The sequence below is a fragment of the Anaeromyxobacter paludicola genome (assembly GCF_023169965.1).
In the GTDB taxonomy this organism is placed as follows: domain Bacteria; phylum Myxococcota; class Myxococcia; order Myxococcales; family Anaeromyxobacteraceae; genus Anaeromyxobacter_B; species Anaeromyxobacter_B paludicola.
This window is the reverse complement of the sequence record NZ_AP025592.1, coordinates 1126830-1151157: the sequence shown is the minus strand read 5'-3', so window position 1 is coordinate 1151157 and position 24328 is coordinate 1126830. Positions and strand designations below refer to the sequence as shown.

Sequence of the window (24328 nt, the reverse complement as noted above, 5' to 3'; positions counted from 1 at the left end):
ACCCGGGAGATGTACCACGCCTCCCCGTCGCCGGGGATCGGGGGTGGGGGGACCGTGTCGGACCTCCGTGTAGAGTGCCCGCATGGCCTTCCGGCTCCTCCACACCTCCGACTGGCACCTGGGCCGTGCCCTCCATGGCGAGTCGCTGCTCGAGGACCAGGTTCACGCGCTCGAGCAGCTCCGGCTCCTGCTCCGGGAGGAGCGGCCGCACGCGGTGGTGATCTCGGGGGACGTCTACGACCGGGCGGTGCCGCCGGCCGAGGCGGTGGCGCTCCTCGACGACTTCCTCACCCGGACCCGCGCCGAGCTCGGCATCCCGCTCGTGCTCCTCGCCGGCAACCACGACTCGGGCGAGCGGCTGGCCTTCGGCGCCCGGCTGCTCGAGGCGCAGGGCGTCCACGTGCGGGGGACCTGCCGTCGCGCCGGGGAGCCGGTGGCGCTGTCGGGCGGCGGGGTGGACTGCTTCCTCTACCCCGTGCCCTACGTGGAGCCGGAGGTGGTCCGGGCCGAGACCGGCGACGAGGCGCTGCGGGGGCACGCCGCCGCCACCGCGGCGGTGCTCGAGCGCGCCCGGGCCGACGCCGCGGGCCGGGGCGGCGTCCGGGTCCTCGCCGCCCACGCCTTCGTGGACGGCGCGGCCTCGTCCGAGAGCGAGCGGTCCCTCACGGTCGGCGGCAGCGGCGCCGTCCCGCCCGAGACCTTCGCCGGCTTCGACTACGTCGCGCTCGGCCACCTGCACGCGCCGCAGAGCGCCGGGAGCGAATGGCTCCGCTACAGCGGGTCGCTCCTCAAGTACTCCTTCGGCGAGGCCGCGCAGGAGAAGGGGGTGGAGCTGGTCGAGCTCGCGCCCGGGGAGGTGCGCACCCGCCGCCTCTCGCTGACGCCGCGGCGCGACGTGGTCCAGCTTCGGGGGACCCTGGCCGAGCTCCTCGGCGACCCGGCTCACGAGCGGCACCGGACCGATCTCGTGCAGGCGACGCTCACCGACCCGGGCTACGTCGTCGACGCGGTCGGGAAGCTCCGGCAGCGGTTCTCCCACGTGCTGGAGGTGCAGCGGGAGGGGCTCACCCCCGCGGCGGTGGAGGGCTCCTTCGCCGCGCGCCTCGCGGCGGCGGGGGGCGACCACCTGCGGCTCTTCGAGGGGTTCTTCGCCGAGATGGCCGGGGCGCCCCCCGGGGAGGAGGAGCGGCGGCTCTTCCAGGAGGCCTGCGACGAGGTCCTCAAGGCCGGGAGGGGCGCGTGAGGCCGCTCGAGCTGGAGGTGACCGCGTTCGGCCCCTACCGCGGCCGGCAGGTGGTGGACTTCGCGCTCCTCGGCGGCAGCGATCTGTTCCTCATCCACGGCCCGACCGGCGCCGGCAAGACCTCGCTCTTCGACGCCATCGTCTTCGCCCTGTACGGGGAAGTGCCGGGGTCGCGCGGCGCGCAGCCGAGGCTCAAGAGCGACCTCGCCCCGCCGGAGGAGGCGCCCCGGGCCCGGTTCCGGTTCGCGCTGGGGGACGAGGTCTACACGGTGGAGCGGACGGCCGCCTTCACCCGGCCGGCCCGGCGCGGCCACGGCGAGGTGGATCAGGCGCCCACCGCCTCCTTGCGGCGCGAGCGGGACGGGGCCGTGCTGGCCACCAGGGCCGGCGCGGTGACGGAGCAGATCGAGGAGCTGCTGGGCTTCGACGCGGCGCAGTTCACCCAGGTGGTGCTGCTGCCGCAGGGAGAGTTCAAGCGGCTCCTGCTGGCCGACTCGCGGGAGCGCGAGGACCTGCTCAAGAAGCTCTTCGGCACCGAGGACTACGAGCAGGTCGCGAACCTGCTCGAGCGGCGCGCCCAGGCGCTCGGGCAGGAGCGGGCGGTGCTCGACACCCGCTGGCGCGAGCAGCTCGGCGACGAGGAGCCGGCGGCGCTCGCGGCGCGGGCCGAGGAGGGCGAGGGGGCGCTCGCGGCGGCGCGCGCCGAGGCCGCGCGGCGCGAGGCGGAAGACGCGCTCTCCGAGCGGGCCCTCCGGGAGGCGGAGGCGCTGGCGGAGCGCTTCGGGCGGCTCGACGCCGCGCGGGGGGCGCTGGCGCGGCTGGAGGCCGCGCGGGACGGGCTCCTGGCCGACGAGGCGCGCCTCGAGGCGGCGCGGCGGGCCGAGGGGGTCCGGGCGGAGCTCGAGCGCGGGGCCGAGGCGGCCCGGGCCGAGCGGGAGCGGCTCGAGGGGCTGGGCGCGGCCGGTCGGGCCGAGGAGGCCGCCGCGGCCGCGCTGGCGGCGGCCCGGAAGGAGCTGGCGGGCGCGGAGGCCGCGGGGCCGGAGCGCGAGGCCCTGCGCGCCCGGGCGGCGCGGCTCGAGCTCGCGGTCGAGCCGTTCCAGCGGCGGGCGGCGGCCATCGCGGCGCGGGACGGGACGGAGGCCGAGGTGGCGCGGCGGGCCGCCGAGCGGGACGAGCGGGCCCGGCAGGTGACCGAGGCGGAGCGGCGCCTCGGCGAGGCCGACCGGCGGCTCGAGGAGCTCCGCCCGATCGCCGCGGCGGGCGGCGAGGCGGCGCAGGCGCTCGCCGCGGCGGAGCGCGCGCTCGACGTGGCCCGGGAGCGCGCCGAGGCCGCCGAGCGGGCCCGCGAACGGGCCGCGGCGCTGGAACGCGCGCAGGCGGCGGCCTCGGCCGCGAGCGCGGCGTCGTCGTCGGCCGAGGAGGCGGCCCGGGCGCTCTCCCGGGCGCGGGAGGCCGGCATGGCGGCCTGGTTCGCGGGGAAGCTCGCGCCCGGCCACGCCTGCCCCGTGTGCGGGGCGACGGAGCACCCGGCCAAGGCCACCGGCGCGCTGGTGGCGCGCGAGCGGGTGGACGAGGCCGAGCGGGCCGCGGCGGCCCTCCGCGCCCGCGCCACCGAGCAGGGCGCGGCGGCCGCGCGCGCGGCGGCGGAGCGGGACGAGGCGCAGGCCCGGCTCGCGGCGCTCGCCGACTGCGGCGCCGCCGACGCGCTGCGGAAGGCGAAGGAGGAGGCCGGCCGCCGGGTCCTGCTCGCGCGCTCCGCGGCGGCGGAGATGGAGAGCGCCTCGGCGGCGCGGCAGAAGCTCGCCGCCCGGCTCCAGGGCGCGCGGCCGCAGCTGGCCGCGGCCGAGGCCGCGCTGGGAGCGGCGCGCGAGGCGCTCGCCGCGGCCGCGGCGGCCCTCGAGGCCCTGGCGCGCCAGGCCGGAGAGGCCGGCGTGGCGGGCGACCCGCGCCCCGAGCTGGCGGAGGCGCGGGAGCGGCTCGCCGCGCTCGAGTCGGCGGCCAGGAGGGCGGTCCGGACGGAGGGCGAGGCGGCCGCGGCGCTCGCGGCGGCGAGCAGCCGGCGCGGCGCGGCCGAAGGAGAGCTCGAGGCGGCGCGCGCGCGGCGCGCCCGCGCGGCGGCGGCGCTGGAGGAGGCCTGCCGCGGGGCCGGGTTCGGCTCGGGCGAGGCGGTCCGGGCCGCGCTGCTCGACGCCGCCGCCCTCGCGGCGCTGGAGGGGTCGGTCCGCTCCCGGCGCGAGCAGCAGGCCGCGGCGGCGAGCGCGGCCGGGGAGCTCGAGGCGGCGCTCGAGGGGCTCCTCCGGCCCGACCTCGCGGCGGCGCGGGCCCGGCGGGACGAGGCCAGGGCGGCGCTGGCGGGGGCCCGCGAGCGCTGCGGCGCGCTGGAGCGGGAGCGAGAGGCGGTCGCCGCCCGCCGGGCGCGGCTGGACGAGCTCGCGCGGGAGCGGGCGGCGGTCGAGGAGCGGCTCGCGGTGGCGCGCCGGCTGGCCGACGTCTGCTCCGGCCGGCTGCGCGGCTCGCTCAACCTGAGCCTGCAGCGGTACGTGCTCGCGGCGCGCATGGAGGAGGTGGCGGAGGCCGCGAGCCGCCGCCTCCTCGTCATGTCCCGGGGCCGCTACCGCTTCCGGCACGACGCGGCCAAGGCGCGGGCCAACGCGGCGGCGGGGCTCTCGCTGCTCGTGGAGGACGGCTGGACGGGGCACGATCGCGCGGTGGGGGCGCTCTCGGGCGGGGAGAGCTTCCTCGCCAGCCTGTCGCTCGCGCTCGGCCTGTCCGACGTCGTCCTGGCGCGCAGCGGCGGGAGGCGGCTCGACGCCCTGTTCGTGGACGAGGGCTTCGGCTCGCTCGACGAGGAGACGCTGGACCAGGCGCTCCAGGCGCTCGACGAGCTGCGCGCCGCGCGGCGCATGGTCGGGATCATCTCCCACGTGGAGGAGCTCAAGCGGCGGATCCCGGCCCGGGTGGAGGTCCTCAAGGGGCAGCAGGGCTCCACGGTGGTGGTACGGGCAGGCTGAACCCGGTAAACACAGGGTGCATGGCCCACCCCACCACGGACCGAAACTTCCGGCTCCCGCAGACCGTCCGTCCCGCGCGGTACCAGGCGCACCTCTCCATCGACCTCGACGCGAAGCGCTTCACGGGCGAGGCCACGATCGAGCTGTCGCTCGGCGAGCCGGCGCAGGAGGTCGTCCTCCACGGGGTGGACCTCGAGGTGGACCGCGCCGTCTGCCGCTCCGCCGGCCGGGCCCTCGCGGCGACCCGGGTGGAGGTGGCGAAGGCGAGCGAGACGCTCCTGCTCCGCTTCCCCGAGCCGGTGCCCGCCGGGCCGGCGTCGCTCGAGCTGGCGTGGCGCGGCAAGATGTGCGACGGCCTGCGCGGCCTGTACCACGCCGGCCCGGTGGCGGTGACGCAGTTCGAGGCCGCCGACGCGCGCCGGGTCTTCCCGTGCTTCGACGAGCCGGCCTTCAAGGCGGTCTGGTCGGTCTCGGTGGACGTGCCGGAGGGCGCCGTCGCGCTCGGGAACGGTCCCGCGGTCCGGGAGGAGGTCTCGGGCGGGCGCAAGCGGGTGGAGTTCGCCGAGACGCCGCCGCTCTCCTCCTACCTCGTGGCGCTCTGCGCGGGCGCCCTGGCCCCGAGCCCGGCCATCGCGGTGCGGAACGTGCCGGTGCGGACCTGGGCCGTCGCCGAGAAGGCGCGGCTCGCCGCCTTCGGCCAGGAGGTCGCGGTGGAGGTGCTGCCGCGGCTCGAGGACTACTTCGGCCTGCCGTACGCCTTCGGCAAGCTCGACCAGGTCGCGGTCCCCGACTTCGAGGCCGGCGCGATGGAGAACGCGGGGCTCGTCACCTTCCGCGAGGTGGCCCTGCTGCTCGATCCCGCGACCGCCTCGCTGGCGCAGAAGAAGCGGGTGGCGGAGGTGGTCACCCACGAGCTCGCGCACATGTGGTTCGGGAACTGGGTCACCATGCAGTGGTGGGACGACCTCTGGCTCAACGAGGCGTTCGCCACCTGGATGGCCTTCAAGGTGGTGGACGGCTGGATGCCGGGCTGGCGCGTCTGGCTGGAGTTCGACACCGGCAAGGCGGCGGCGCTGCACCTCGACGCGCTCCGCTCCACGCACCCCATCCACGCCTACGTGAAGAACGCGGCCGAGGCGACCGAGAGCTTCGACGTCATCACCTACGAGAAGGGCGGAGCGGTGCTCCGCATGATCGAGAGCTACCTGGGCGAGGTCCCGTTCCGCGAGGGGATCCGCGCCTACATGCGCAAGCACGGGCGCGCCAACGCGGTCGCCGACGACCTCTGGAGCGCCCTCGCCGAGGCCTCGGGCCAGCCCATCCTCGAGCTCGCGAACGACTGGATCCGGCAGCCGGGCTTCCCGCTCGTCTCGGTGGGCCGCGACGGGGCGCGGCTGCGGCTCGAGCAGCGCCGCTTCTTCTCCGCGCCCGGCGAGTCGGGCCCGGGCCGCTGGCCGGTCCCGCTCGTGCTCCGGTACGAGGACGACGCCGGCGTGAAGACCCACCGCGCGCTCCTGCGCGACCGGTCCGCCGTGGTCGAGCTCCCGGCGCAGGGCAGGGTGCGCTGGGTCTGCGCCAACGGCGGCGCGACCGGGTTCTACCGGGTGGCCTACGAGGGCGCCGCCCTCGCCGACCTGCGCCACCACCTCGCGAAGCTCGAGCCATCCGAGCGGATCCAGCTGGTGGCGGACGAGTGGGCGCTGGTGCGGGCGGCGGAGCGCGAGGTGGGCGTCTTCCTCGACCTCTGCGCCGCGTTCGGCGCCGAGCAGGACCACGCCGTCCTCGACGAGCTGGTCGGCCGGCTCGCCGCCATCGAGCACCGGCTGGTGGCCGACTCCGATCGCCCGCGCTTCCAGGCCTGGGTGGCGGCGCTGTTCGGCCCCCGCTTCGAGGAGATCGGCTGGAACGCCCAGCCGGGCGAGCCGGACGCGATCCGGCTCCGGCGCTCGGCGCTGGTGCGGGCCCTCGGGCTCGTGGCGCGGCTGCCGGCGCTGGTGGAGGAGGGGGCGGCGCGCCTCGACCGCTTCCTCGCCGGCGACCCCCACGCCCTCGAGGCCAACCTCCACGAGGCGGCGGTGGCGATGGCGGCGCGGATGGGCGGCGCGGCCCGCTTCGAGCAGCTCCGCGAGCTCTACCGGAACGAGCGCGATCCGGCCTTCCGGCGCCGGTACCTGCTTGCCCTGGCCCAGTTCGAGGAGCCGTCGCTCGCCCGCCGCGGCGAGGCGCTCGCCTTCGACGGCTCGGTGCCGCTGCAGGACCTCGCGTCCTACATGGCGACGCTGCTCGGGAACCGGTCGGCGCGCGAGGCCTTCTGGGTGGAGCTGCAGGCCCGCTTCGAGGAGGTGCGGCTCACCACCGCCGGCGCGCCGATGCTGCTCCGGCGCGTGATCGAGGCGCTCGGCGCGCTGCCGGAGCGGCGTCACCTCGACGAGGCCACCACGCTGCTCCAGATCCACCCGGTGGAGGCGGCCCGCCAGGCCGCGGCGCAGACCCTGGAGCGGATGCGCCAGGACGTGGAGCTCCGCGAGCGGACCCAGGCCGCCATCGGGCGCTGGCTCGCGGCGCGGCGCGGCTGAGCGCCGGGGAGGGATCCCTCCGGACGTCTCCTCGGCTCGGAGGCGCGGGGACGCGCGCCCCGTGGTAGACACGAGGCCGTGAACCACGACTCCGTCCGGCCGACGCCGCCCGCCGTCTTCGCCGTCACCATCGTCCCGTTCGCGGCGGCCATCGGCTACGTGTCGATCGCGGCCCCCTTCTGGCTCAAGAGCCAGGGGGTGTCGCTCGCGGTCATCGGCGCCATCTCGGCCACCACGATGACGCCGCACGCCATCAAGTTCCTCTGGGCGCCGCTGGTGGACATCGGCTCCTACCGGAAGGTCTGGTTCGTGGGGATGACGCTCGCCTGCGCGGCGCTGCTCGGCGCCCTCGCGCTGGTGCCGGACCTGGCCCGCCACCTCGGCCTCTTCACCGCGGTGGCCACCGCGGCCCAGGTGGCGGGCACCACCGCCTGCGTCGCCGCCGACGGGCTCATGGCCGCCACCACCCGGCTCGAGGACAAGGGCAAGGCGGGCGGGTGGCGCATGGCGGGGAACGTGGGCGGGACGGGCGTGCTCGGCGCGCTCGCGCTCTGGGTGGCCTCGCGCGCCTCGGTGCCGGCGGCCGGCGCGGTCATGGCCGCGGTCACCGCGGCGAGCGCGTTCGCCGCCCTCCTCATCGTCGAGCCCCACTTCCGCGACCCGGCGGTGGAGCGGGCCGGCAGCTTCGGGCGGGCGCTCTGGGTCCGCGTCCGGGGGATCCTCGACGACCTCTGGGGGACGGTGCGCAGCCGCGACGGCTGGACCGGGCTCGTCATCTGCGCGCTGCCGGTCGGCGCGGGCGCGCTCACGAACCTCTTCTCCGCCATGGCGGTGGACTACGGCGCCTCGGAGCACGTGGTGGCGGTGGTGAGCGGGCTCGGCGGCGGGCTCGTCGGCGCGGTCGGGTCGCTCGTGGGCGGCTACCTCGCCGACCACATGAACCGGCGGCTCGCCTACGCGCTCTCCGCCGGCATCACCGCCCTCTCCGCGGTGGCGATGCTGGCGGCCCCGCTCACGCCGCTCACCTACGCCTGGGGCACGCTCGCCTACAACTTCGCGAACGGGATCGCGTTCGCCACCCTCGCCGCCTTCATCCTCGAGATGGTCGGCCACAGCGCCGCGGCCGCGACCAAGTACACGCTCTTCATCGCCATCGCCAACGTGGCGAGCAACTACGTGACCGCCCTCGACGGCTGGGGCTCGGAGCTGCGCGGCCTCGGGGCGCGCGGCGCCCTCATCGCCGACGCCGTGCTCACCTTCGCCGGCATCGGCGTCCTGCTCGGGATGGTGGCGCTCACGCGCCGGAGCGGCAGCGGCGCGGCCGCGAGCGGGTAGGGTAGGGGCGGTCGAGGCTCCGGGGCTCCCCTCCGGGATGGCCCGGGCGGGTGACCCGTGGCCCGCCCGCGGACGCCGGGGGCGGCGGCCCGAAGGCGAGCGTCCGCGCGCGTCCCTACCTTGCTGTCGGACCCTTGCCCCGGCGCGCACATCGGCCGTCCCAGCCCCCGGACGACGCGGACCTGCGCGGCACGGTCCTGCGCCGGCCGGTCTTCTATCACTCGGTCGGCGAGTTCCTTCGGCAGCTGCCGCGCGTCGCGCAGCGGTTCTGGCTCCTCGTGGTGCTCACGGGCGCCGTCGGCGGGCTCGGCTCGGTGCTGCTGCTGCGCCTGCTGGAGCTCGTGAAGCTGCTCGCCTGGCCGGGGGGCGAGACTTACCTCGGCTCGGTCGAGGGCGCGCCGCCGCTCCAGCGGGTGCTGGTGCCGGGCCTGGCGGGGCTCCTCATCACCGGGGTCTCCTTCTTCACCCACCGCCCGCTCGGCGGGCACGGCACGGCGGGGATCATCGAGGCCATCTGGGTGCAGCGCGGCCGGCTGCCGCTCGGCCGCGCGCTCCTGCGGGGCGCGATCTCGATCGTGGCGGTCGGCATGGGCGCGTCCCTCGGGCGCGAGGGCGCGCTCGTCTCCACCGGGGCCGCGAGCGGCTCGTGGCTCGCCGACCGGCTCCAGGTGACCCGCCGCCAGGCCCGGCTCCTCGTCGCCTGCGGCGCCGCCTCCGGGATCGCGGCCGCCTACAACGTGCCCATCGGCGGCGCGCTCTTCGGGCTCGAGGTGCTGCTCGGCAGCTTCGCGCTCGAGCTGCTCGGGCCCATCGTGGTGAGCTGCGTCGTCGCCACCATCCTCTCGCGCATCCTCGCCGGCGGCCACCCTGGCTACGTCATCCCCGAGTACGCGCTCATGCGGCCGTCCGAGGTGTTCCTCGGCCTCGCCTGCGCGCCCATCCTCGCCCTCGCCTCGGTGCTCTACGTGCGGGTGATGGGCTGGGTCGAGGTGAAGCTCTACCGCCTCCCGAAGCAGGTCGTGCGCTGGCTGCCGCCGCTCGGGCTCTCCCTGCTCGGCGCGGCCTCGATCCCGTTCCCGCAGCTCCTCGGCAACGGCTACGACACCGTCAACGCGGCGCTGCTCGGGAACCTGGCGCTGCCGGCGCTGCTCCTGCTCCCGGCGCTGAAGCTGGCCGCGACCGCGCTCTGCGCCGGCGCCGGCGTCCCGGGCGGCCTCTTCACGCCCTCGCTCTACTACGGCGCCCTCCTCGGCGGCGGGCTCGGCGAGCTCATCCAGCGGGCCTTCCACAGCGGCCCGCCGGTCGGCGCCATGGCGCTCATCGGGATGGCCGGCGTGCTCGCCGGGACCACCCACGCGGCGGTCTCCTCGGTGCTCATCATCTTCGAGCTCACCGGCGACTACGGCGTGATCCTGCCGCTCATGCTCACCGCGACGCTCGCCGCGGCCATCAGCCGGGCCATCGAGCCCGACTCGCTCTACACCGCGCCGCTGCGCCGCCGGGGCGTGAAGCTCCCCGAGCTGCCGCGCCCGGACTGGCTGCAGGTCACGCCCGTGGCCGGGCTGGTCACCGACGCCGCCGAGCGGGTGGAGCCGAGCGTGCCCTTCCAGCAGGTGCTCTTGAAGCTGCTGGCGCTGCCGCCCGGGCACGACCTCTACGTCACCGCCCCGGGCGGCGAGTTCCTGGGCGTCATCGAGCTCGAGGCGCTCAAGGGCACCATCAACGAGGAGGCCAACCTGTCGATGATCGTCGCGGCCGACGTGATGGATCGCACCGTGCGCCCGCTCACCCCCGACATGCGGCTCGCCGCGGTGGCGGAGCGGTTCGCGGAGAGCGACCTCGAGCGGCTACCGGTGGTGGACTCACACCATCGGCTGGTGGGCACCGTCTCGAAGCGCGACCTCCTCAAGCACGGCCGCTTCTAGCGGCTGCTGCCGCGATAGCCAGCACGGCCGCTTCTAGCGGCTGCCGCTGGCGAGGAGCGGCTCGGGGACGGGGAGCTCGACCGCCAGCCCCGCCTCCGTCCCGCCGCCCTCGGCGGCGACGGTGATGTCGTGCGGCTCGAGCAGGCTCCCGAGGGCCTGGAGCGACTCCTCGTCGAGCTCGCGCGCGAAGGCGGCCAGGATCCGGAGCGCCTGCTGCGGCGGGATGGGCGTGCCGGCGCGGAAGGCCCGGAGCACCAGCTTGCGATCCTTCTGCACCAGCTCGGCCTGGATGCCCGGCGCGCACGCGAGCCCCTTGCGCAGGGCGCGGAGCAGGTCGCGGGCGGGGAGGGCGCTGCGGAACAGGCCGAGGACCTCCGACTCGTCCCACGGCTTCGGCAGGTAGCTGCAGATGCCGCCCGCCTGCTCGCTCGCCGGCTGGTCCGGATCGTCGCTGACGCCGGAGACGATGACGCGCAGGGCGAGCGGCATCCGGCGCTTCACCTCGGCGAGCAGGTCCGGGCCGGAGAGGCCGGGCATGCGCCGGTCGGTCAGCACCGCGTCGGGCTGGAAGGTCTCGAGCTTCTCGAGCGCCTCCGCGCCGCCGTACGCCACCTCCACCTCGAACTCCTTCGAGAGGAGGCGGCGGAGCGCCTTCGCGACCTGCGGCTCGTCGTCCACGACCAGGATCCGATACATGCTGCTCCTCCGCGAGCCGCTCCGAAGTAGCAATCGCCGGGCCACCGCCGACCTTCCCTTGGGTGAACCGGAGCAGCGTGATCCTGCGAGGTTGAGAGGGGTCGTCCCGACCCAGGGGTGCCAAAGATAGGCGACATCCCCCACCCGGGGTGAGGTGACGCAGGAAAATCCGGGCTTGCGGCCCGGCGCTCGCCCAACTGGACGTTCACGCAGGAGGCGGGCGAGGAGTATGGAGAGGTCCGGGAGGAGACCACATGCGAGCCGTCTTCATCACCCGCCCCGGCGGGCCCGAGGTGCTCGAGGTCCGCGAGTCGGCCGACCCGAAGCCGAGGAGCGGCGAGGTGCGGGTGCGGGTCCGGGCGGCGGGGCTCAACTTCGCCGAGGTGATGGCGCGGCAGGGGCTCTACCCCGACGCGCCCCGATTCCCCTGCGTCGTGGGCTACGAGGCGTCCGGCGTGGTGGACGCGCTCGGCCCCGGCGTGAGCGGTCCGGCCCCGGGCACGCGGGTGATGGCGATGACCCGGTTCGGCGCGCACGCCGACGTCCTCTGCGTCCCGGCAGCGCAGGCGATCCCCATGCCGGAGGGGATGGGGTTCGAGGAGGCCGCCGCGATCCCGGTGAACTACCTGACGGCGTGGCACATGCTGTTCCGCGTCGCGGCGCTGCGGCCCGGCGATCGGGTGCTGGTGCACATGGCGGCGGGCGGCGTCGGGATCGCCGTGCTGCAGCTCTGCCGGACCGTCGAGGGGGTTCTCACATTCGGCACCGCGTCGGCGTCGAAGCACCCGGTGCTGCGCGAGGAGGGGTGCGCCTATCCCATCGACTACCGCGCCCGCGACTGGGCCGACGAGGTGCGCCGGCTCACGGGCGGGGAGGGCGTGGACCTGGTGCTCGATCCGCTCGGCGGCGGCGACACGCGCAAGGGCTACGCGCTCCTGCGCGAGGCCGGGCGGCTCGTCTGCTACGGGTTCGCGAACCTCTCGGGGGAAGGGGGGCGCAGCTACCTGCGCCTCGCGACGCAGATGGTGCGGGTGCCGCTCTTCAACCCCATCTCGCTCATGAACCAGAACCGGGCGGTGGCGGGGGTCAACATGGGCCACCTCTGGCACCGGCAGGAGCTGCTCTCCGCCGAGTTCGCGGAGCTGATGGCGCTGTACGCCCGAGGCGCCATCCGGCCGCGCATCGCGGCCACCTTCCCCCTCGAGCGGGCCGCCGACGCGCACCGCTGCATCCAGGAGCGGCAGAACGTGGGGAAGGTGCTGCTCGTGCCCTGAACGGCCGGCCGCGACCCCTCATCGCTCCGAGGCCCGCCGGGAGCCGCGCTGCCGCTCCCTGCCGCTCAGCCGAGGAGCCCCTCGGCCCGGAGCGCCGCGATCACGCGCGCCCGGTCGGGCCCCGCGGCGCCGCGGGCGCAGCACTGGGCGAGCTCGTCCACCACCTCGTTGACCGGGTGGCCGGCGTGGCCGCGGACCCAGTGGAAGCGGACCTCGAGCGAGGCGATCCGGGCGTCGAGCGCCTCGATGAGGTCGCGGTTCAGCACCGGCTGGCCGGTCGCGGTGCGCCACCCCTTGCGCCGCCAGCCGTGGATCCACTTCGAGAGGGCGTCGATGGTGTAGCGCGAGTCGGAGCAGACCTGCACGCCGGCGCCGTCGGGGAGCCCCTCGAGCCCCTCCAGCACCGCCCGCAGCTCCATCCGGTTGTTGGTGACCGCGTACTGCCCGTCCACCGTGTAGCGGGTCGCGCCGAAGCGGAGCGCGCGGCAGGCGCGGTCGAGCACCACGTAGCCGGTCGCGCCCGGGCCGCCCGGGTTCACGAGGGCGCTGCCGTCGGCGTAGAGGAAGAAGCGGAGGTCGTCGGTCAATGGGACTCCGGGGTTCCGGCCTGCGCGGCGAGCCAGCGGGCGGCCTCGGCCTCGGCCCAGAAGGCCGGCCGCCACGGGCTCCCGCCCACGAAGCCGACGTGGCCGCCGGCGGGCAGCACGCGCAGCGAGACGGCCGGGTTGGCTCGCGCCGCGGCGAGCGGGAGGCAGGCGCCGGGGGCGATGGGGTCGTCGATGGAGGAGAGCGCGAGGAGCGGCCGGCGGACGCCGGCGAGCAGCGGCCCGGAGCTGGAGCGGGCCCAGTAGTCGGCCGCGGAGGCGAAGCCGTGCAGCGGGGCGGTGAGCCGGCCGTCGAACTCGGAGAAGGTGCGGGCGCGCCGGACCGCGTCCCAGTCGGCGGCCCCGGGGAAGCGCCGGGCCTTCTCGGCCGCCTTGGCCCGCAGCATCCGCAGGAACCGCTCCCGGTAGATCCGCTGCATGGCGCCGGGGGCGTCGATGGCCGCGGCGCAGCGAGCGAGGTCGAACGGCACCGAGATCACCGCGCCGGCCCGCACCTCCGGCGGGAGGGCGTCGCCCCCCTCGGCGAGGTACTTCGCGACCACGTTGCCGCCGAGCGAGAAGCCCGCCAGCAGGATGGCGCGCCCGGGCCGCTCGGCCCGGAGCCGCGCCACCAGCGCGGCGAGGTCGCCCGTGTCGCCCGAGTGGTAGAAGCGCGGGAGCCGGTTCGGCTCGCCGGAGCAGCCGCGGAAGTTGAGCGCCGCCGCCGCGAGCCCGCGCGAGAGCGCCTCGCGCACGAGGCCGCGCACGTAGACGGCGCGCGAGCTCCCCTCGAGCCCGTGGCAGGCGACCAGCACCGGCGCGTCCGGCGAGGGCCCGGCGAACCGCTCCACGTCCACGAAGTCGCCGTCGGCCAGCTCGAGCCGCTCCATGACCGAGTCGAGCCGGACCGGGCGCCGGCCGAGGCTCGACCAGATGGTCTGGAAATGGGGGCCGGGGAGCCAGCGGGCGGGGGAGAAGGTCATGGCGCGGGAGGGGACTTCTTCACGGGCTCGTCAGCCGGCGCGGGCGAGCCGGGCGTAGTCCGGCCCCATCCGCAGCCGGAGCCCCCGCTCGACCGACAGGGCGTGGATCCGGTCGAGCCGGGCGGCCGCGTCGGGCTCGCCGAGGAGGTCGAGCGCCCGGGCGATGGCCTCGATGGTGGACATGCCGCCGGCCACGGGCGGCTCCCGCAGCCGCAGCGAGCCGGGCGGCGGCCCGGGCAGGGAGAGGCGCGGCAGGGACTGAAGCGCCGGGATGCGCTGGAGCATGCGGCGGGCCTGCGACCAGCTCGCGTCCACCACCACCACCTGGCGGGGCGGCTCGGCGAGCGGCGCGCCGCCGGGCCAGAGCACGCAGGTGCCCGGCTCCGCGAGCGGCGCCTCGTCGAGCAGGGCGTCCCGGGCGCCGTAGTCGAGGAGCCGGGCCCCGGCGAGCGCCAGCGCCGCCCAGCGCGCGGTGTTGGTGGGGCGCAGCCGCTCGCTCACGTGCCGGAGCACCAGGAGCCGCGTCCGGGTCTCGACCGGCGGCAGGCAGGCCGGGCAGAGGCAGTCCTCCGGGCGGAAGAAGCACGCCGGGCAGCGCTGGGACAGGTCGGGGATGCGGGTGCGGCGGGGCATACGCGGAGGGGGGCATCATCGCCCGGCGGCGCGCTTTCTGCTAGAAGCCTCGGCGAAATGCAAGAGACCTCGACCACCTTCGACGCCCTCGACCTCCACCCGGCGCTGCGGCAGGCGCTCTCCGCCAAGGGGTACGCCGCCCCGACGCCGGTGCAGGCCGCGGTGCTCGCTGCCGACCACGCCGGCCGCGACCTGCTCGTCTCCGCCCAGACCGGGTCGGGGAAGACCGTCGCCTTCGGCCTGGCGGTCGCGCCGGACCTGCTCGGCACGGGCGCGCTGCCGCCCGCCGGCCAGCCGCTCGTGCTCGTCATCGAGCCCACCCGCGAGCTCGCCATGCAGGTGCAGGCCGAGCTCTCCTGGCTCTACGCGCCGCTCGGCGCGCGGGTCACCGCCTGCGTGGGCGGGATGGACCCCCGCCGCGAGCAGCGGGCCCTCGCCGCCGGCTGCCACGTGGTGGTCGGCACGCCGGGGCGGCTCTGCGACCACCTCGACCGGAAGAACCTCACCCTCGGCGCGCTGCGGGCGCTGGTGCTCGACGAGGCCGACGAGATGCTCGACATGGGCTTCCGCGACGAGCTCGAGCTCATCCTCGCCGCCGCCCCCTCGAAGCGCCGGACCATCTTCTTCTCGGCCACGCTGCCGAAGCCCATCGTCGAGCTGGCGCGCAAGTACCAGCAGGACGCGCTCCGGATCGCCGCCACCCCGGCCGGCGAGGCCCACCAGGACATCGAGTACCGGGCCCACTTCGTCTCCACGCGCGAGCGGGAGCGGGCGGTGGTGAACGTGCTCCGGCTGCAGGACGCCCGCAGCGCGCTCGTCTTCTGCAACACCCGCGAGGCGGTGAACCACCTCTCGGCCAGCCTCGACGAGCGCGGCTTCGCCACCGTCGCCATCTCCGGCGAGCTCACGCAGGCCGAGCGCACCCGGGCCCTGAAGCAGCTGCGCGACGGGCGCGCCCGGGTGCTGGTCGCGACCGACGTCGCCGCGCGCGGGCTCGACCTCCCCGACGTGTCGCTCGTGATCCACGCCGACCTCCCGCGCGACGCGCCGGGGCTCCTCCACCGGAGCGGCCGCACCGGCCGGGCCGGCCGCAAGGGGGTCTCGGTGCTGCTCGTGCCGCCGGCGCGCCGCGCGCTCGGCGAGCGGATGCTGCGGACCGCCCGCGTCGAGGTGCCCTGGACGCCGGCGCCCGACGCCGACGCGGTCCGCGCCCGCGATCAGGAGCGGCTCCTCGAGGCGGTCGAGGCGCTCGCCGCCGAGCCGGCCGAGGAGGACCTCGCCGTCGCCGAGCGGCTCCTCGCCGCCAAGACCCCGCTCGCGCTCGCCGCGGCGCTGGTCCGCTCCGAGCGGCAGAAGCTGCCTTCGCCGGAGGAGCTGCCCGAGACCGGGGCGCTGCGGCTCCGCGAGCCCGCGCGGATGCGCGCGCCGGCCGCCGACGGCGAGGGGCCCCGGCCCAAGGGCAAGGTGGTCAACGTGACCCCCGGCGACAGCACCTGGTTCAAGCTCACCCTGGGCCGGCGCGAGGGGGCCGACCCGCGCTTCATCGTGCCGCTCCTCTGCCACCGCGGCGGCGTCACCAACCGCGAGATCGGCCGGATCGTGATCCTCGCCGAGGAGACCCGCTTCGAGATCGCGCGCAGCGTGGCCGAGCGGTTCGCCGAGGCCGCCGGGGAGCCCGACCCGCGCCACCCCCGCCAGCACATCCTCCCCTCGCAGCCCCCGCCCGGCTACGCGCCCGGCGCCCCCGGAGCGGGGGGGAAGGGCGCGCACCCGCGCGCCGCTGCCGGCGGCGCGGCCCGGCCGGCGGCGAAGGGCTACGGCAAGCCCGCCCCCCGGGCCGGGGCGAAGCCCTACGGGAAGCCGCGGCCGGGCGTCCAGACGCGCTCCGGCGAGGGGCACCGGACCGACGGCGTGCCGCGGTACGGCAAGAAGCGTTAGGAGAGAGGGTCGATGGCCGACCCGCTCCCGGACCTCCCGCCGCCGCGCCTCGGCGATCGCGCGCTCTTCCCCGACCTCGCGCCGGCCGCCTACCTGAACCACGCCGGCCTCTCGCCGCTCTCGCTCCCGGTCCGCCGCGCCGTCGCCGGCTTCACCGACGACTACGGCCGGCACGGGGGCGGCGCCTTCGCCCGCTGGTTCCCCCGGCGCGCGGCGCTCCGCGAGAAGCTGGCGCGGCTCCTCGGGGCCTCGCCGGAGGACCTCGCGCTCACGAGCAGCACCTCGAGCGGCCTCATCGACGTGGCGCTCTCCTTCCCGTGGCGCGCCGGCGACCGCGTGGTCTGCTTCGAGGGCGAGTTCCCGGCCAACGTCGTCCCCTGGCAGCGCGCGGCGGCCCTCTTCGGGCTCGAGGTGCGCTTCGTCCCGCTCGCGCCCTTCCACCGCGGCGACGAGGAGGGGCTCGCGGCCGTGGAGGCGGAGCTCCGGGCGGGGGCGCGGCTGGTCGCGGTCTCGGCGGTGCAGTTCCAGACCGGGCTCGCCATGCCGCTCGGCCCGCTCGCGCGCCTCTGTCACGCCCACGGCGCCGAGCTGGCGGTGGACGCGGTCCAGGCCCTCGGGGCGACGCCCCTCGACGTGCGCGCCCTCGAGGTGGACTACCTGGCCGGCGGGAGCCACAAGTGGCTCATGGGGCTCGAGGGGGCCGGCGTGCTCTACGTCCGGCCGGAGCGGGTGGAGGCGCTCCGCTTCGGCGTGGGCGGCTGGCTCTCCACCGAGGACCCGGTGAGCTTCCTCTCGAAGGGCCCGGGGCTCCTCCGCTACGACCGGCCGCTCCGGCGGCGCGCCGACGCCTTCGAGTACGGCTCGTCCTCGCTGGTCTCCCTCGTGGCGCTCGACGCCGCCGTCGGGCTCCTGCTCGAGGTCGGGGTCGGGGAGATCCGCGCCTGGCTGGACCGCTACCTCGACCTGCTCGAGCCCGGGCTGGCCGAGCGCGGCTTCGCGAGCGTCCGCGCGAGGGAGCCCGGCCGCCGCTCCGGCATGCTCTGCGCCCGTCCACCGCCCGGGGTCGAGCTCGAGCGCCTGCGCGACCGGCTCGCCGCGAGCGGGGTGGCGGTGGCGATCCCCGACGGGCACGTCCGGTTCGCGCCGCAGTGGCCGAACCGGCCGGAGGAGGTGCCGCTCGTGCTCTCGGCGATCGACCGGGCGCTTCGGGGCTGATCCCCCAGCGCGCCCCGGCGACGCCGTCGTTTCCGATCGCGAACGGTCCTTCCCCGCCCCGGCGGTTGTCCGCGCCGCGGCGGTGGCTATCTAGAGGCCATGACCGAGCGCAACGTGAAGGACGTCATCACCCCCACCCCGGCGAGCGACGGCGCGGGCGTGCTCCTGAAGCGGAGCATCGCCACCCCCACGCTCGACCACCTCGATCCGTTCTTCCTCTTCGATCACTTCGGCTCGGAGCGTCCGGACGACTACCTGGCCGGGTTCCCGCTCCACCCGCACCGCGGGATCGAGACCGTGACCTACATGCTCGACGGCAGCGTGGCCCACCGCGACAGCCTGGGCAACGCCGGCGTGATCGGCACCGGTGACGTGCAGTGGATGACCGCCGGGAGCGGCATCCTGCACGAGGAGATGCCCAAGGCCGGCCCGCGCCGGCTCGACGGGTTCCAGATCTGGGTGAACCTGCCGGCGAAGCTCAAGATGACGCGCCCGCGCTACCAGGACGTGCCGGCGGCGCGCATCCCCGAGGTGGCGCGCCCCGACGGCGCGGCGATCCGGGTGGTGGCCGGGCAGGTGGACGGCGTCGAGGGCGCGGTCCGGGAGATCTTCGCCGGGCCCACGTACCTCGACGTGCGGCTCCCGGCCGGCCGCAGCTTCGAGCAGCCCATCCCGCGCGGCCACACCGGCCTCCTCTACGTGTACCGGGGCGAGGTCGCGGTGGGCGGCCCGGCCGCGGGCGCGAGCCAGGCCATCCCGTCGCCGCGGCTGGTGGTGCTCGGGGACGGCGACGTGGTGCGGGTCCACGCCATCGGGGAGGAGGCCCGGTTCCTGCTCCTCTCGGCGCAGCCGCTCCACGAGCCGTACGCCCGCTACGGGCCGTTCGTGATGAACACGCCGGACGAGATCCGCGAGACCCTGCGCGAGCTCCGCGAGGGCACCTTCATCCGGCCCTGAAGGGCCACCTGGTCGAGGGCGCCTTCGTTACCTGACCGTGACGTGGGGGGCGCACGATCCCGGCATGGCCAGCCATCGCGCCGAGTCCGTCGCGCCCCGCGTCAAGCCGCTCCTGCGCGGGGTGTCCCACGAGGTGGCCGCCGCCGTCGCGGTGGTCGCCTGGATCGTGCTGCTCGCCCGCGCCGAGGTCCCGCGCGCCAGCGCCGCGGCCACGGTGTACGGCGTGAGCCTGTTCACGCTCTTCGGGACGAGCGCCCTCTACCACCGGCCGAACTGGGCGCCCGGGCCGCGGCTCTGGCTGCGCCGGCTCGACCACTCCGCCATCTTCGTCCTCATCGCCGGCACCTACACGCCGTTCTGCCTGCTGCTGGGCGGCCGGCGGGGGCTCGCCCTGCTGGCGATCGCCTGGGGCGGGGCGCTGGTCGGCATCCTGCGCGCCATGATCTGGCCGCGCGCGCCGCGGGGCATCGCGGTGGCGCTCTACCTGCTCCTGGGCTGGGTGATCGTCCCGTTGCTGCCGCAGCTCCACGCCTCGCTCGGGACCGCCGGCGTGGTGCTCCTGGCCGCCGGCGGCCTGCTCTACACCGGCGGCGCCCTCATCTACGCGACGCGGCGCCCCGATCCGTTCCCGCGCATCTTCGGCTACCACGAGGTGTTCCACGCGCTCGTGATCGCCGCCGCCGCCTGCCACTACGCGGTGGTGGTCGGGGCGGTGCGAGCCATCAGCTAGCGAGGGGCGCCCGGCGCCCGCGGCCAAAGGACGGTCACGGCTCGGGGCGGCGGGCGCGCTGCCGCTCCAGGGCCGCCCGGAGCCCGGCGAAGAGCGCCCCGGCCTCGGGCGGCGAGACCACCCGGGCGCCCTGGCCGAGCGAGAGGCAGAGCCCGGCGACCCCGTCGATGGCGCTGGCGCGAAGGTGCGCCACGCAGCCCCGCCCCCGCCGCTCGAGGAGCGCCGAGGGGAAGAGGGCGGGCGCCAGGCGCGCCAGGGGCGCGTCGAGGGCGACCGCGACCCGGCCGGCCGGCGCGGGGCCGGAGAGGTCCTCGGTGGCGAAGCGGCGGCCGTCGAACGCGGCGGGGGCCGACGGGGCGCGGCGGCGGGTGACCCGGATCGCGAGCACCCGCTCGGCCCGGAAGAGCCGCCACGCCTGCCGGAGCTCGCAGAAGGCGGCGAAGAGCCACCCCTCGCGGCGCCACCCCAGCCCGAGCACCGCCACCTCCCGCTCGGTCTCGTGCCCGCCCGCGTCGCGGTAGCGGATGCGGGCGAGCCGCCCGGCCTGGCAGGCCCGCGCGAGGGGCAGGAGGGCCGGCACCTCGCTCCAGCCCGGGGGCGGATAGCGCGCCGTGTCTCGTCCCATGTCCGGGAGCGTACGGCGGGGGTCCGACACGGCGGTGGCTCCCCGGGAGCCCGCTCAGGGCGGGGCAGCCGCCGAGGCGCCCGCGCCGGCGGCCAGCACCTCCTTCGCCGCCGCGATCGCCTCATGGGTCCCCGCGAGCGCGAGCAGGTCGCCCGCGCGGAGCACCTCCGCCGCGCTCGGGACGATGGCGCCCTCCGACTCGCGGACGATGGCGAGCACGGTCGCGCCGGTGAGGCCGCGCAGGTCGAGCGCGGCGAGGGAGCGGCCGACGGCGGCGCTCGTGGCCGGCAGCCGGAACGGCTCCGGCTCGCCGAGCCCCGGCAGCATCCGCCGCATGTCGTCGAGCGCGTGCGCCTCCCCGCCGCCCGCCGCGTCCCGGGCCTGCTTCGCGAGCGCCTCCACGATGAGCTGCGCCCCGGCCTGCACGTGCCCCTGCAGGTTGGTGGCGCTGCGCCAGAGCCCCACGCCCAGGACCGCCAGGAGCAGGATCAGGAGCGCCGCGCCGGGCACGCCGGGGAGGAAGGGCTGCGTGACCGCGAGGAGCGGGACGCCGACGAGGGCGAGCGCGCCGAGCTGCAGCGCGACCACCAGGGCGCGCCGCGGCGCCGCCGCGAGGTCGAGCCCGGCGCCGTGGGGCAGGGCGGCCGAGCCGAGCACCACCCCGAGCCGGCGGGCGGTGCGCACGAGGCCGAGGCAGAAGGGGGCGGAGAGGGCGCCAGCCGCGGCGAGCACCGCCACCCGCGCCAGCCCGGCCTCGAGCCCGGCCCGGGCCCGCAGGAGCGCCGCGGCGCGTCCCAGCGCCACCGAGGTGCCGATCACGATCCCGGCCAGGAGGGCGGCGTCGAGGAGCAGGAGGCGGACCATCCGCCGCACCCGCGCCGCGACCGACGGGCGGCGCGAGGTCCCGCCGAGCTGCTCCACCCAGCTGCCGTAGAGCGCGGCGAAGGTCTGGATGGGCCGGGGGAGCTTGCGGTCGATGAAGGCCGCGACGTGCGGCGAGGCGCGCACGAGCCAGGGGGTCGAGAGGGTGGTGAGGGCCGAGACCGCCACCGCGACCGGGAGGAGGAAGGGGCGGGTGGCCCCGGTGGCGGCGCCGAGCCCGGCGATGATGAAGGAGAACTCCCCGATCTGCGCCAGGCTGAGCCCGGCCTGGACCGAGATCCGGTTTCCGTTGCCGGTGAGGAAGGCGCCGGCCGTGACCGCCAGCACCTTCCCGCCGAGCACGATGGCGGTGAGGGCCACCACCGCGCGCCAGTGCGCCGCCACCAGGTGGGGGTCGATGAGCAGGCCCACCGACACGAAGAAGATGGCGCCGAAGAGATCGCGCACCGGCTGGACCAGCGGCTCCACCGGCCGCTCCTCCCCGGCCTCCGAGACCAGCGACCCGGCGATGAAGGCCCCGAGCGCGACCGAGTAGCCGAAGCGGGCGGCGAGCAGGGAGACGCCGAAGCAGATGCCCAGGCTCGCGACCAGGGTGGTCTCCGACTGGCCGAGCCGGTTCACGGTCCGCATGGCGCGCGGCACGACCAGCATCCCCACCACGAGCAGGCCGACCAGGAAGGCGGCGAGCCGCCCCACCGCGAAGGCCACCTGCCCGGCCGAGAGCCCGCGCCCGCCGGCCACGGCGGTGAGGAGCGCCAGGAGCAGGATGGCGACGAGGTCCTCCACCACCAGCACCCCGACCACCAGGTTCCGCAGGTGGCCCGTGACCTTCAGCTCGCCGAAGGTCTTCGCGATGATGGTGGTGCTCGAGATGGCGACGAGGGCGCCCGCGAAGAGGCTCTCGCGCGCGGACCAGCCGAAGGCCCGGCCGGCCAGGAAGCCGAGCCAGAGCATGAGGCTCGTCTCGATGGCCGCGGTGACCGCCGCGACCGGCCCGACCTTGAGCAGCCCGCGCAGGCTGAACTCGAGGCCGAGCGCGTACATGATGAGGATGATGCCGAGCTCGGAGAGCCCCTCCACCACCGCGCGGTTGGCGACGAGCGGCACCGGGACGTGCGGTCCCACGACCAGCCCGGCGAGGAGGTAGCCGAGCACCACCGGCTGCTTCAGCCGATGGAACAGCACCGTGGTCACCGCCGCGACGGCCAGGACCAGCGTGAGCGCCGTCAGGAACTCGTGGGGGTCGTGCATCGCCCCCGCGATGCTACACGGCCGGTGCGCCGCGGCGAAGGGGGCTGCCCGGCGCCGGGGCGGATCCGGGCCGCTCCAGTGTCGTCCCCGGCGCGGCCCGGGGTCGCGCTGCGCGGGGCGACCTCCGCGTCACTGGAGCCGGGCCACCCAAGCGGCGACGGCGCCGACCTGCTCCGGGGAAAGCTTCATGCCGATGGGGGCCATGCGGCCCTTGCCGTGCAGGATCACCTGCTCCACCTCGATCGCGGAGCGCTCGCCGCCGGCGAGGTTCGGGGCGCCCGCGGCGCGGCCCTTGGCGGTCGGCGTGCGAGCGTCCTTGCCGTGGCACTCGGCGCAGCGGTTCTGGAAGAGCAGGGCGGGGGGCACGTTCCCGGCGAGAGTGGGGAGCGCGAGCGAGGCGGCGACGACGAAGGCGAAGAGCTTGAGCACGGTGGCGTCCTCCGGGCGCGCGCTCGAGGCGCGCGCGGTCGAGGCGCGGAGGACGCCGCCGGCAGAACGTGTACTGTCCGTGAATGAAACGACGCCCCCCGCGCCGTTGCACGCACGTTCGCACACTCCGGCGCCCGACGGCCAGCACCTCGGCCGTCCTGCGCGGGGATCCTGCCTTGGAGGGACTCAGCCCTGCACGGCCTTCAGGGCCGCGTCGTAGTCCGGCTCCTGGCCGATCTCGGGGACGAGCTGCCGGTAGATCACCTTGTCCCGCTCGTCCAGCACCACCACCGCGCGCGCCGAGAGGCCGGCGAGCGGGCCGTCCTCGATCATCACGCCGTAGTCCTTGGCGAAGTGCTTCGAGCGCATCATCGAGAGCGGGACCACGTTGGCGAGCCCCTCGGTCGTGCAGAAGCGCTTGGAGGCGAAGGGGAGGTCGGCCGAGACCACCAGCACCACCGCGCCGCCGAGCGAGCCCGCCTTCTCGTTGAAGCGGCGGGTCGAGGTGGCGCAGACGGCGGTGTCGAGGCTGGGGACGATGTTGAGGACCTTGCGCTTGCCGGCGAAGTCCTTCAGCGAGACGTCCTTGAGGTCGCCGCCGGTGAGGACGAAGTCGGGCGCGGCGGCGCCGACGGCGGGCAGCTCGCCGTTGGTGCGGATGGGGTTCCCCTTGAGCGTGACGGTGGCCATGATGACTCCCAGTGTCAGGTGGGTGGAGCCCTCATCCTAACCGGCGGGGCGCCGCCCGGCTCGCCGTTCGACGAGCGGCGTGAACTGCGGACGGCGTGACCCGCCCGGTCACACTGTGTCCGGCCCGGGGCCGGTCCGCCGGCGGCGGGCGCCATTTCGCGCAGCTTGCAGGGTGCCCGCGGGATGGCATGATCCGTGCTCTGCCCATTGGTCGTCGTCAACCACCCCCGGAGAAGAGATGAACCTCAAGAAGCTCGCCACCCTGTTCGCTGCCACCGCGCTCTTCGCCACCCCGGCGCTCGCCGGCGAGCACGCCCACGGCGCGGCCGCCGGCGAACACGCCCACGGCGATGCCGCCGGCGCGAAGCTCAGCAAGTCCGACCAGGCCAAGGCCCGCACCGTCGAGATCACCGTCACCAAGGCCGGCTTCGAGCCGGCGGAGGTGAGGGCCAAGGCCGGCGAGCCGCTGAAGCTCGTCGTGACGCGCAAGACCGAGAAGACCTGCGCCACCGAGATCGTGATGAAGTCGGAGGGCGTGAACGTGCCGCTCCCGCTCGACAAGCCGCAGACCGTCTTCGTGAAGCCGGCGAAGCCCGGGACCATCCGCTACGCCTGCGGCATGGACATGATCGCCGGGAAGATCGTCGTCGAGTAGGAGCGGTCGGCCAGGGTTCCCGCGCTGGCGGGAAGTCCCGGAGGGGGCGGCGGGGGTGACCCCGCCGCCCCTTCCATTTGAACGGGGCATGCTGCCCCGCCCCGCCGGCGGAGCCGTCGGGGCCCCACCCCTGCTCGCCGGGTCCCTTGCGCCTCCGCGCCCGCTTTCGCGGGTCGCGGAGGCTCGCCTGCGCCCTCCCCAGCTGCGCTGGGGCCCCTCCCGCGCGGCAGCCTGCTCGCCGGGGAGGCGGCTCCGCTCACTCCTCGACGCGGAGGATGCCGACCACCTTCTCGGTCTTGTCGGTGAAGCGCAGGTCCCCCACGCGATCCGGCACGAAGGCGACCGACACCGGCTTCCCGACGGGCAGCGGCTTCACGAACAGCGCCGCGTCCACCACGAGATCCTTCGCCGGCGCCGCGTCGCTCACCCGCGTGACCTCCAGCCGGATCCGCTCGCCCTTCCTCACCACGATCAGGGCCGGCTCGAAGCCCTTCTCGGTGGCCTTCACCTCGAGCCGCCGCTCGGCCGGCGGCGGGGGCGGCGTGCGCGGCGGCTCTTCGGGCCCCGGCGCCCGGTTCGGCCGCGGCGGAGGGGCGCCGCGGTGCTGGGCGTGCGCGGCGGCGAACGGGGTGAGCGCCAGGAGCAGGGGGAGGAGCAGCCGTCGCGCGTGGATCGAGGTCATCTCCTGCATCCTAC

At 76.3% G+C, this 24328-nt stretch carries 20 protein-coding genes; 11 read left to right on the top strand and 9 right to left on the bottom strand.

Annotation, left to right across the window (positions count from 1 at the left end):
* Positions 1–82 precede the first annotated feature (82 nt).
* From AMPC_RS05350 to AMPC_RS05330, 5 genes are all read left to right on the top strand, one after another.
* Positions 83–1243 carry an exonuclease SbcCD subunit D gene (locus AMPC_RS05350; protein ID WP_248344950.1) on the top strand — a complete coding sequence of 387 codons (1161 nt, stop codon included), beginning with the start codon at positions 83–85 and terminating at the stop codon, positions 1241–1243.
* Entirely contained in the window at positions 1240–4254 is a 3015-nt protein-coding gene (locus AMPC_RS05345) for an AAA family ATPase (protein ID WP_248344948.1), read from the top strand. Before AMPC_RS05350 ends, AMPC_RS05345 begins: the two co-directional genes overlap by 4 nt.
* A gap of 20 nt (positions 4255–4274) precedes the next feature.
* Positions 4275–6830: a M1 family metallopeptidase gene (locus tag AMPC_RS05340; RefSeq protein WP_248344946.1), complete on the top strand. Its 2556-nt coding sequence runs from the start codon at positions 4275–4277 to the stop codon at positions 6828–6830.
* A gap of 78 nt (positions 6831–6908) precedes the next feature.
* Positions 6909–8165, top strand: a complete 1257-nt coding sequence (locus AMPC_RS05335) for an MFS transporter (protein WP_248344944.1) — start codon at positions 6909–6911, stop codon at positions 8163–8165.
* A gap of 134 nt (positions 8166–8299) precedes the next feature.
* Positions 8300–10090, top strand: a complete 1791-nt coding sequence (locus AMPC_RS05330; RefSeq protein ID WP_248344942.1) for a chloride channel protein — start codon at positions 8300–8302, stop codon at positions 10088–10090.
* A gap of 33 nt (positions 10091–10123) precedes the next feature.
* Here AMPC_RS05330 and AMPC_RS05325 read toward each other — a convergent pair whose 3' ends face one another.
* Positions 10124–10786, bottom strand: a complete 663-nt coding sequence (locus tag AMPC_RS05325; RefSeq protein WP_248344941.1) for a response regulator — start codon at positions 10784–10786, stop codon at positions 10124–10126.
* 254 nt (positions 10787–11040) lie between these two features.
* Between AMPC_RS05325 and AMPC_RS05320 the strand changes: the two genes are divergently transcribed.
* The gene (locus AMPC_RS05320) at positions 11041–12060 is read left to right on the top strand and encodes a synaptic vesicle VAT-1 family membrane protein (RefSeq protein WP_248344939.1); all 1020 of its coding nucleotides are present in this window, start codon (positions 11041–11043) and stop codon (positions 12058–12060) included.
* A 65-nt stretch (positions 12061–12125) separates the two neighbouring features.
* Here AMPC_RS05320 and AMPC_RS05315 read toward each other — a convergent pair whose 3' ends face one another.
* From AMPC_RS05315 to AMPC_RS05305, 3 genes are read right to left on the bottom strand one after another with little or no spacing between them, the layout of a single operon-like run.
* Positions 12126–12647: a ribonuclease H family protein gene (locus tag AMPC_RS05315; RefSeq protein WP_248344937.1), complete on the bottom strand. Its 522-nt coding sequence runs from the start codon at positions 12645–12647 to the stop codon at positions 12126–12128.
* Positions 12644–13627, bottom strand: coding sequence for a YheT family hydrolase (locus tag AMPC_RS05310; RefSeq protein ID WP_248344935.1), 984 nt, complete (start codon positions 13625–13627; stop codon positions 12644–12646). The genes AMPC_RS05315 and AMPC_RS05310 overlap by 4 nt, the downstream gene beginning before the upstream one ends.
* A 30-nt stretch (positions 13628–13657) precedes the next feature.
* On the bottom strand, positions 13658–14260 hold the full coding sequence (locus AMPC_RS05305; RefSeq protein WP_248344934.1) for a DTW domain-containing protein: 603 nt from the start codon (positions 14258–14260) through the stop codon (positions 13658–13660).
* 57 nt (positions 14261–14317) lie between these two features.
* Between AMPC_RS05305 and AMPC_RS05300 the strand changes: the two genes are divergently transcribed.
* The 4 genes from AMPC_RS05300 (at position 14318) to trhA (ending at position 19100) form a co-directional block, all read left to right on the top strand.
* Entirely contained in the window at positions 14318–16198 is a 1881-nt protein-coding gene (locus AMPC_RS05300; RefSeq protein WP_248344933.1) for a DEAD/DEAH box helicase, read from the top strand.
* A 12-nt stretch (positions 16199–16210) separates the two neighbouring features.
* Positions 16211–17413 (top strand): aminotransferase class V-fold PLP-dependent enzyme, encoded by a 1203-nt coding sequence (locus AMPC_RS05295; protein WP_248344932.1) that lies wholly within the window; start codon positions 16211–16213, stop codon positions 17411–17413.
* Positions 17414–17512: 99 nt separating this feature from the next.
* Entirely contained in the window at positions 17513–18370 is an 858-nt protein-coding gene (locus AMPC_RS05290; RefSeq protein WP_248344929.1) for a pirin family protein, read from the top strand.
* 64 nt (positions 18371–18434) lie between these two features.
* Positions 18435–19100 (top strand): PAQR family membrane homeostasis protein TrhA, encoded by a 666-nt coding sequence (gene trhA, locus AMPC_RS05285; RefSeq protein ID WP_248344927.1) that lies wholly within the window; start codon positions 18435–18437, stop codon positions 19098–19100.
* 34 nt (positions 19101–19134) lie between these two features.
* On the opposite strand, the gene AMPC_RS05280 is transcribed toward trhA, so the two are convergent.
* The 4 genes from AMPC_RS05280 to tpx all read right to left on the bottom strand — a co-directional run bounded on the left by AMPC_RS05280 (position 19135) and on the right by tpx (position 22977).
* The gene (locus tag AMPC_RS05280) at positions 19135–19725 is read right to left on the bottom strand and encodes a helix-turn-helix transcriptional regulator (protein ID WP_248344925.1); all 591 of its coding nucleotides are present in this window, start codon (positions 19723–19725) and stop codon (positions 19135–19137) included.
* A 54-nt stretch (positions 19726–19779) separates the two neighbouring features.
* Entirely contained in the window at positions 19780–21858 is a 2079-nt protein-coding gene (locus tag AMPC_RS05275) for a cation:proton antiporter domain-containing protein (protein WP_248344923.1), read from the bottom strand.
* Positions 21859–21987: 129 nt separating this feature from the next.
* Entirely contained in the window at positions 21988–22287 is a 300-nt protein-coding gene (locus AMPC_RS05270; RefSeq protein ID WP_248344921.1) for a c-type cytochrome, read from the bottom strand.
* Between the two features lie 186 nt (positions 22288–22473).
* Positions 22474–22977 (bottom strand): thiol peroxidase, encoded by a 504-nt coding sequence (gene tpx, locus AMPC_RS05265; RefSeq protein ID WP_248344919.1) that lies wholly within the window; start codon positions 22975–22977, stop codon positions 22474–22476.
* A 238-nt stretch (positions 22978–23215) separates the two neighbouring features.
* On the opposite strand from tpx, the gene AMPC_RS05260 reads away from it, so the two are divergent.
* Complete coding sequence (locus tag AMPC_RS05260; RefSeq protein WP_248344917.1) at positions 23216–23632, top strand: cupredoxin domain-containing protein; 417 nt, start codon at positions 23216–23218, stop codon at positions 23630–23632.
* 256 nt (positions 23633–23888) lie between these two features.
* Here the strand turns inward: AMPC_RS05260 and AMPC_RS05255 are convergent, their stop codons facing one another.
* Positions 23889–24314 carry a cupredoxin domain-containing protein gene (locus AMPC_RS05255; protein WP_248344915.1) on the bottom strand — a complete coding sequence of 142 codons (426 nt, stop codon included), beginning with the start codon at positions 24312–24314 and terminating at the stop codon, positions 23889–23891.
* Between the last annotated feature and the right edge of the window lie 14 nt (positions 24315–24328).